This window comes from Nocardioides sp. P5_C9_2, assembly GCF_054049555.1.
This window is the reverse complement of the sequence record NZ_JBFUMD010000131.1, coordinates 1-8,234: the sequence shown is the minus strand read 5'-3', so window position 1 is coordinate 8,234 and position 8,234 is coordinate 1. Positions and strand designations below refer to the sequence as shown.

Here is an 8,234-nt window from a genome sequence, read left to right as displayed (position 1 = left end):
GCCTCGACCCCGCGATCGCCCACGTCGAGGGCGACGACCTGCGCCCCCTCGGCCTGTGGGCGGGCGCGCTCACCGCCAACGCCTACCTCGGCGGCCTCGGCATCGCGGCCGCGATGCGCGCCGGCGCCGACGTGGTCGTCACCGGCCGGGTCACCGACGCCTCGCTGGTCGTCGGCCCCGCGGTCGCCCACCACGGCTGGACCCCCGAGCAGTACGACGAGCTGGCCGGCGCCGTCGTCGCCGGCCACGTCCTCGAGTGCGGGACCCAGGCCACCGGCGGCAACTTCAGCGGCTTCCTCGACCTCCCCGACCGGGACCGGCCGCTCGGCTTCCCGGTGGCCGAGATCGCCGCCGACGGCTCCAGCGTGATCACCAAGCACGACGGCACGGGGGGCGCGGTCACCGTCGACACCGTCACCGCCCAGCTCGTCTACGAGATCCAGTCCACCCGCTACCTCGGCCCCGACGTGACCACCCACCTCGACTCCGTGCGGCTGCACCAGGAGGGTCCCGACAGGGTCGCGATCACCGGCGTCCGCGGCGATCCCCCGCCGCCCCAGCTCAAGGTCTGCGTCAACGAGCTCGGGGGGTTCCGCAACTCCGTCGAGCTCGTCCTCACCGGCCTCGATGTCGAGGCCAAGGGCGCCTGGGTGCGCGACCAGCTCACCGCCGCGCTCGCCGTCCGTCCGCCGCGGGAGACGTCCTGGTCCGAGGTCGTCCYCCCCGTCGACGACGCCGACACCGAGCAGGGGGCGTCCACCCTGCTCCGCTGCACGGTCAAGGACCCGGACGCGGCACCGGTCGGCCGGCAGTTCACCGCCGCGGCGGTCGAGCTCGCGCTCGCGTCGTACCCCGGCTTCACGCTCACCGCGCCGCCGGCCCCGCCCACGCCCTACGGCGTCTACCGTCCGCGGTACGTCGACCGCGCGCAGGTGGTCCACACGGTCGTGCACGCCGACGGCACCCGGGAGACCGTCGCGGACCCKCCGGTCGCGGACGCGGGCTACGAGCCGGACATCGGCATCCGCCCCTCGCCGTACCCCGCGACCGCCGACGTGCTCACCCGCCGGATGCCGCTCGGCACCTTCGTGCACGCCCGGTCCGGTGACAAGGGCGGCGACGCCAACCTCGGCCTGTGGGTCGCGCACGACGGATCCGAGCACCGCGACGCGCGCGTGCAGTGGCTGAGCAAGCTGATCACCCCGCGGCGCATCCGCGAGCTCGTGCCCGAGGCGGCCGGGCTGGAGGTCGCCTGCTACCTGCTGCCCAACCTGGGCGGCGTCAACGTCGTGATCCACGGCCTGCTCGGCGACGGGGTGGCCGCCTCGACGCGGTTCGACCCGCAGGCCAAGGGCCTGGGCGAGTGGGTGCGGTCGCGGCACGTGTCGATCGAGGACGGGCTGCTGTGACCGAGGAACGCGAGGCCCTGCGGGCGACGGCGACCGAGTTCGTGCGCCGCGAGGTGGCGCCGTACCTCCAGCAGTGGGAGGACGCCGGCGAGGTGCCGCGCGCCCTGCACGCGACGGCGGGCGACCTCGGGCTGATCGGCGTCGCCTTCCCCGAGGAGGTCGGCGGCTCCGGCGGCGACCTGGCCGACAGCGTGGCCCTGCAGGAGGCGATGTTCGCCGCGGGCGCGTCCAGCGGCCTGATGGCGGCCCTCTTCACCGCCGGGATCGCGTTGCCCCACATCTCCGCGACCCGCGACCGGGACCTCGTCGACCGCTTCGTGCGACCCACCCTGGCCGGCGTGCTCATCGGCGCCCTTGCGGTGACCGAGCCCGGCGGCGGGTCCGACGTCGCCGGCCTCACCACCCGCGGCGTCGTCGACGGCGACGAGCTGGTGATCAACGGTGCGAAGACCTTCATCACCAGCGGCGTGCGGGCCGATTTCGTGACCACCGCCGTCCGCACCGGCGGTCCCGGCCACACCGGCATCTCGCTGGTCGTCGTCGAGAAGGGCACGCCCGGCTTCACCGTCGACCGGGCCCTGAGCAAGATGGGCTGGCACTGCAGCGACACCGCCGAGCTGTCGTACGTCGACGTGCGCGTCCCGCTGCGCAACGTCGTCGGCGAGATCGACTCGGGCTTCTACCAGATCGCCGAGCAGTTCGTGGTCGAGCGGATCGCGCTCGCCGTGCACGCCTACGGCATCGCGGCCCGCAGCCTCGAGCTGACGGCGGCGTACTGCCGCGAGCGGACCACCTTCGGGCGGCCGCTGATCGACAACCAGGTCGTGCGGCACCGGCTGGTGGAGATGCACCGGCAGGTCGAGGTCGCCCGCGCCTACACGCACCACGTGGTCGGGCGGTACCTCGCCGGCGAGACCGCCATCGCCGAGGCGGCGCTGGCCAAGCAGACGGCCGTCGAGTGTGCGACGTACGTCTGCGACGAGGCGGTGCAGCTGCACGGCGGCACCGGTTACATGCACGGGACCGAGGTGGAGCGGCACTACCGCGACGCCCGGATCCTGCCCATCGGAGGAGGAGCGACCGACGTGCTCACGGATCTTGCGGCCCGACTGCTGGGGTACACGTCATGAGGAGCCCCTTCAGCCTCGGTGACGAGGTCACGGTCTGGATGGACGCGCCCCCGGCGGTGGTGTGGGACCTGGTCAGCGACGTGACCCGGATCGGGGAGTTCAGCCCCGAGACCTTCGAGGCGAAGTGGACCCGCGGCTCCACCGGACCTGAGGTGGGCGCGCAGTTCGCCGGCCACGTGAAGCGCAACGGCGTCGGGCCGACGTACTGGTCGCCGTGCCAGGTCACGCAGTGCCTGCCCGAGGAGCTCTTCGAGTTCGCCGTCGGCACCGATGCGATGACCATCAACAACTGGGGCTACCGGCTGACGCCGCGCGACGGCGGGACCGACGTGACGGAGTACTTCCGGCTCCAGCCCTCGATCCCGGTSCGGATCTACTGGACGCTTCTCGGGCCGCTGCGCTCGCGCACCAACGTCCGGGGGATGCGGACCACCCTGGAGCGGATGCGGGCGGTGGTGGAGGCGTGAGCGCGAACCGTGAGGCGATGCTGGAGAAGCTCGCCGATCTCGACGCCCAGCACGCCGTGGCCGTCGCAGGTGGCGGGGAGCGGTACGTCGAGAGGCACCACGCCCGTGGCAAGCTGCTGGCCCGCGAGCGCATCGAGCTCCTCGTGGACCCGGGCAGCGCCTTCCTCGAGCTGTCCCCCCTGGCCGGCTGGGGCTCGGACTTCACCGTCGGCGCGTCCGTCGTCACCGGCATCGGCGTCATCGAGGGCGTCGAGTGCATGATCACCGCCAACGACCCGACCGTGAAGGGTGGCGCGAGCAACCCCTGGACGGTCAAGAAGATCTTCCGGGCCTCCCAGATCGCCGAGGAGAACCGCCTCCCGACCGTCGCGCTCGTCGAGTCCGGCGGCGCCGACCTGCCGACGCAGAAGGAGATCTTCATCCCCGGCGGCAAGCTCTTCCGCGACATCACCCGGTCGTCGGCGGCCAAGGTCCCGACCGTCGCGCTGGTCTTCGGCAACTCGACCGCGGGTGGGGCCTACGTGCCCGGCATGTCCGACTACACCGTGATGGTGCGCGAGCAGGCCAAGGTGTTCCTCGGCGGCCCGCCGCTGGTCAAGATGGCCACCGGCGAGGAGTCCGACGACGAGTCGCTCGGCGGGGCCGAGATGCACGCCCGGACCTCGGGTCTGGCCGACTTCCTCGCCGAGGACGAGCACGACGCCCTCCGGATCGGGCGGCGGATCGTGGCGCGGCTCAACTGGCGCAAGGCTGACGCGAGTTCCACGCCGACCCCCTACGCCGAGCCCGAGGCCGACCCGGAGACCCTGCTGGACCTCATCCCCACCGACCTCAAGGAGCCGTTCGACCCGCGCGAGGTCATCGCCCGGATCTGCGACGGCCGCAGCGCGAGCAACGATGCGGTCTTCGACGAGTTCAAGCCGCTGTACGGCGCGAGCCTGGTCACCGGCTGGGCGCAGATCCACGGGCACCCGGTCGGCATCCTCGCCAACGCGCAGGGGGTGCTGTTCTCCGAGGAGGCGCAGAAGGCCACGCAGTTCATCCAGCTCGCCAACCAGGTGGACACCCCGCTGCTCTTCCTGCACAACACCACCGGCTACATGGTCGGCAAGGACTACGAGCAGGGCGGGATCATCAAGCACGGCGCGCAGATGATCAACGCCGTCAGCAACAGCACCGTGCCGCACATCAGCGTCCTGATGGGGGCGTCGTACGGCGCCGGCAACTACGGCATGAACGGGCGCGCCTTCGACCCGCGCTTCCTCTTCACCTGGCCGAACGCGAAGTCCGCGGTGATGGGCCCGGCCCAGCTCGCGGGCGTGCTGAGCATCGTGGCGCGCGCCGCCGCGGAGGCCAAGGGGCGCGACTACGACGAGGAGGGCGACGCCGGCATGCGCGCGATGGTGGAGCAGATGATCGAGGAGCAGAGCCTGCCCTACGCGCTGTCCGGGATGCTGTACGACGACGGGGTCATCGACCCGCGCGACACCCGCACCGTGCTGGGCATCTGCCTGTCGGTGATCGGCAACAGACCCGTCGTCGGGACCGACCGGTTCGGGGTGTTCCGCACATGATCACCAGGCTCCTGGTCGCCAACCGGGGTGAGATCGCCCGCCGGGTCATCGCCACCTGCCGACGGCTCGGCATCGAGACCGTGGTCGTGCACTCCGACGCCGACGCGGGCCTGCCCTTCGTGGGCGAGGCCGACGTCGCCGTATGCCTGCCGGGCAACGCCCCCGCCGAGACCTACCTACGTGGCGACCTGGTGATCGACGCGGCCCGGCGCAGCGGCGCGGACGCGATCCATCCCGGCTACGGMTTCCTCTCCGAGAACGCCGACTTCGCCCGGGCCGTCGAGGCCGCGGGCCTCACCTGGGTGGGCCCGACCCCGGAGTCGATGGAGTCGATGGGCTCCAAGGTCGAGGCGAAGCGGATCATGCGGGCCGCCGGCGTCCCGACCCTGGAGGCGCCCGACGAGCCCACCGACGCCGACCTGCCGCTGCTGGTCAAGGCGTCCGCGGGCGGCGGCGGCCGCGGCATGCGCGTCGTACGACACCTCGAGGACCTCGCCGGCGAGACCGCGGCCGCGGAGGCCGAGGCGGCGTCCGCCTTCGGCGACGGCACGGTCTTCGTCGAGCCGTACGTCGAGCGGTCGCGCCACGTCGAGGTGCAGGTGGTCGGCGACCGGTTCGGCCGCGTCGTCGTGCTGGGTGAGCGGGACTGCTCGTTGCAGCGCCGGCACCAGAAGGTCGTCGAGGAGGCGCCCGCCCCGGACCTCGCGGCCGAGGTCGCGGCGGAGCTGCACGACGCGGCCCGGAAGGCRGCGGAGGCGATCGGCTACGTCGGCGCCGGGACGGTCGAGTTCCTCTACGACCCCGCCAGCGAGCGGTTCTTCTTCCTCGAGATGAACACCCGGCTCCAGGTCGAGCACCCGGTGACCGAGGCGGTGTTCGGGGTCGACCTCGTGGAGCTCCAGCTGCGGGTGGCCGAGGGTGCCGCGCTCGAGGAGCACGCCGACGGGCCTCGCGGCCACGCCATCGAGGCGCGGATCTACGCCGAGGACCCGGCCGCCGACTACCAACCGCAGTCCGGCCGGCTGACGGCCTTCGAGGTGCCCGGGGCCTGGTCCTTCGAGCAACCCGGTCGCGGCGTGCGGGTGGACGCCGGCTTCGGGGCCGGTGACGAGGTGTCGACGCACTACGACGCGATGCTCGCCAAGGTCGTCGCGTGGGCGCCGACCCGCGCCGAGGCAGCGCGGATGCTCGCCACGGCCCTGCGCCGCGCCCACATCCACGGCGTCACGACGAACCGTGAGCAGCTCGTCGACGTGCTCGCCGACCCCGCCTTCCTCGCCGGTGAGGTCTCGACGGCGCTGCTGGCCGAGGGCACCCACGGCCAGCGCGACCGCACCAGTGAGCAGCGGTGGACGGCGATCGCCGCGACCGTCGCCCTCGCCGAGCGCGACCGGCGCGCGCGCACCGTGCAGCACGGGATCCCCGTCGCGTGGCGCAACGTCGTGTCGCAGCCGCAACGCACGGAGCTCACGGTGGCGGGGCGCGACGAGCCGCTGGTCGTGGAGTGGTTCGGCACCCGGGACGGGTACGCCGTCGACGGTGCGCGCGTGCTCGCCGCGGCCCCCGACGCGGTGACGCTCGAGATGGCCGGGATGGCGACGACGTTCGCCGTCGCGGTCACCGACGGGGCGGTGGACGTCGACTCGACCATGGGTCACGAGCGGCTGGTGCCGGTCCCGCGCTTCACCGACCCGGCGGACGCGGTCGCGAGCGGCAGCCTGCTCGCGCCGATGCCCGGCACGGTCGTCAAGGTCGCCGTCGCCGACGGTCAGGACGTCGCGGCGGGCGACGTCGTCCTGGTCCTCGAGGCCATGAAGATGCAGCACTCCGTCACCGCCCCGTCCGCGGGCACCGTCACCGTCAATGTCACCACCGGCCAGCAGGTCGCCGCCGGCGAAGTCCTCGCCGTCGTGGAACCCGTCGCAGAAGGAGACAACGCATGAGCACGTTCACCGAGTCCGACGAGCGCCGCGAGCTGCGCGTCCAGGTGGCCAAGCTGGCCGGCAAGTACGGCCGCGACTGGTTCACCGACAAGGCGCGCAAGGGCGAGAAGACCACCGAGCTGTGGCTCGAGATCGGCCGCGCTGGCTACCTCGGGATCAACATCCCCGAGGAGTACGGCGGCGGCGGGGGCGGCATCGGCGACATCGCCGCGGTCTGCGAGGAGCTCGCCGCGCAGGGCTGCCCGCTCCTGCTCATGGTCGTCAGCCCGGCCATCTGCGGCACGATCATCAGCCGCTACGGCACCGAGGAGCAGAAGCAGCGCTGGCTGCCCGGGATCGCCGACGGCACCGGGACCATGGCGTTCGCCATCACCGAGCCCGACGCGGGCACCAACTCCCACAACATCACCACCACCGCCCGCCGCGACGGCGACGAGTGGGTGCTGACCGGCCGCAAGGTCTACATCTCCGGCGTGGACGAGGCCGACAACGTGCTCGTCGTCGCGCGCACCGAGGACGCCCGCACGGGCAAGCTCAAGCCGTGCCTCTTCGTGGTGCCGACGGACGCCGCAGGCTTCGAGGCGCGGCCGATCCCGATGGAGATCGTGAGCCCCGAGCTGCAGTTCCAGGTGTTCATCGACGACGTCCGGCTGCCCGCCGACGCCCTGGTCGGCGACGAGGACGGCGGGCTCGTCCAGCTCTTCGCCGGGCTCAACCCCGAGCGGATCATGGCGGCGTCGTTCTCCACGGGCCTGGCCCGCTTCGCGCTCGACCGCGCGGCGGCGTACGCCAAGGAGCGGACGGTCTTCCAGGACCCCATCGGCGCCCACCAGGCCATCGCGCACCCGCTCGCGCAGTCGCACATCGAGATCGAGCTGGCCCGGCTGATGACCCAGAAGGCCGCCGCGCTGTACGACGCGGGCGACGACCTGGGGGCCGGCGAGGCCGCCAACATGGCCAAGTACGCCGCCGCCGAGGCCGCCTGCGACGCCGCGGACCGCGCCGTGCAGACCCACGGCGGCAACGGGATCACCCAGGAGTACGGCATGGCGGGACTGCTCGTCGCGACCCGCGCCGGGCGGATCGCGCCCGTGAGCCGGGAGATGATCCTCAACTTCGTGGCGATGCACAGCCTGGGGCTGCCCAAGTCCTACTGACGGAGTCGGTGCCCTGACCTAGCCTGTCCGGCGTGGCCCTCGCCGATCGTCCCCTCGTCCCGGAGGAGTGGGTGCTGCGCATCGACGCCGTCCTCGGCCGGCTGCCGCAGTGCCGGCAGGAGGCTGCGTGGACCGGCACCCGGTGGCGGGTCGGGAGCGCGACCGTCGCGCACGTGTTCGGGGGCGAGGACCAGCTCTTCCGGATCGTCTTCCGGGGCGAGCCCGACGAGGTCGCGGCCTTCGAGCACCTCGGCGACCCCTACTTCCGGTCCGGATGGGGCGGCAACTCGATCGGCCTGCTCCTGGACGAGGACTCCGACTGGGACGAGCTCGCCGAGCTGCTGACCGACTCCTACTGCCTCCAGGCGCCCGCCCGCCTGGCCGACCAGGTCGCGCGGCCCGGGTGAGTGACCCGCGGCCGGGCTTCGAGGAGGTCGCGCCGCGCGGTGGCCGGCTCGCCGGCTGGGTGTGGCCCGCGGCCCTCGGGATGGTGATGGGCCTGCTGATCTTCCTCGGGCCGGCGGACGGCCGCGCCCACCTGCTCGGCGGTACCT

Annotated in this window: 7 protein-coding genes; all 7 read left to right on the top strand. The window is 72.9% G+C overall.

Annotation, left to right across the window (positions count from 1 at the left end; all coding sequences use genetic code 11):
• Positions 1-1,409 (top strand): acyclic terpene utilization AtuA family protein (locus ACXJKL_RS08775; protein ID WP_457206679.1); only part of this gene is annotated, 1,409 nt, incomplete at its 5' end.
• Positions 1,406-2,539: an acyl-CoA dehydrogenase family protein gene (locus tag ACXJKL_RS08770; RefSeq protein WP_457206678.1), complete on the top strand. Its 1,134-nt coding sequence runs from the start codon at positions 1,406-1,408 to the stop codon at positions 2,537-2,539. The genes ACXJKL_RS08775 and ACXJKL_RS08770, both read left to right, overlap by 4 nt.
• Positions 2,536-3,006 (top strand): SRPBCC family protein, encoded by a 471-nt coding sequence (locus ACXJKL_RS08765; RefSeq protein ID WP_457206677.1) that lies wholly within the window; start codon positions 2,536-2,538, stop codon positions 3,004-3,006. The genes ACXJKL_RS08770 and ACXJKL_RS08765 overlap by 4 nt, the downstream gene beginning before the upstream one ends.
• A gap of 17 nt (positions 3,007-3,023) precedes the next feature.
• Positions 3,024-4,580, top strand: coding sequence for an acyl-CoA carboxylase subunit beta (locus ACXJKL_RS08760; RefSeq protein ID WP_457206680.1), 1,557 nt, complete (start codon positions 3,024-3,026; stop codon positions 4,578-4,580).
• Positions 4,577-6,523 (top strand): acetyl/propionyl/methylcrotonyl-CoA carboxylase subunit alpha, encoded by a 1,947-nt coding sequence (locus tag ACXJKL_RS08755; protein ID WP_457206676.1) that lies wholly within the window; start codon positions 4,577-4,579, stop codon positions 6,521-6,523. The genes ACXJKL_RS08760 and ACXJKL_RS08755 overlap by 4 nt, the downstream gene beginning before the upstream one ends.
• Positions 6,520-7,680, top strand: coding sequence for an acyl-CoA dehydrogenase family protein (locus tag ACXJKL_RS08750; protein ID WP_457206675.1), 1,161 nt, complete (start codon positions 6,520-6,522; stop codon positions 7,678-7,680). The genes ACXJKL_RS08755 and ACXJKL_RS08750 overlap by 4 nt, the downstream gene beginning before the upstream one ends.
• Before the next feature lie 32 nt (positions 7,681-7,712).
• Positions 7,713-8,087 carry an MmcQ/YjbR family DNA-binding protein gene (locus ACXJKL_RS08745; RefSeq protein ID WP_457206674.1) on the top strand — a complete coding sequence of 125 codons (375 nt, stop codon included), beginning with the start codon at positions 7,713-7,715 and terminating at the stop codon, positions 8,085-8,087.
• The last annotated feature ends 147 nt before the right edge of the window (positions 8,088-8,234 follow it).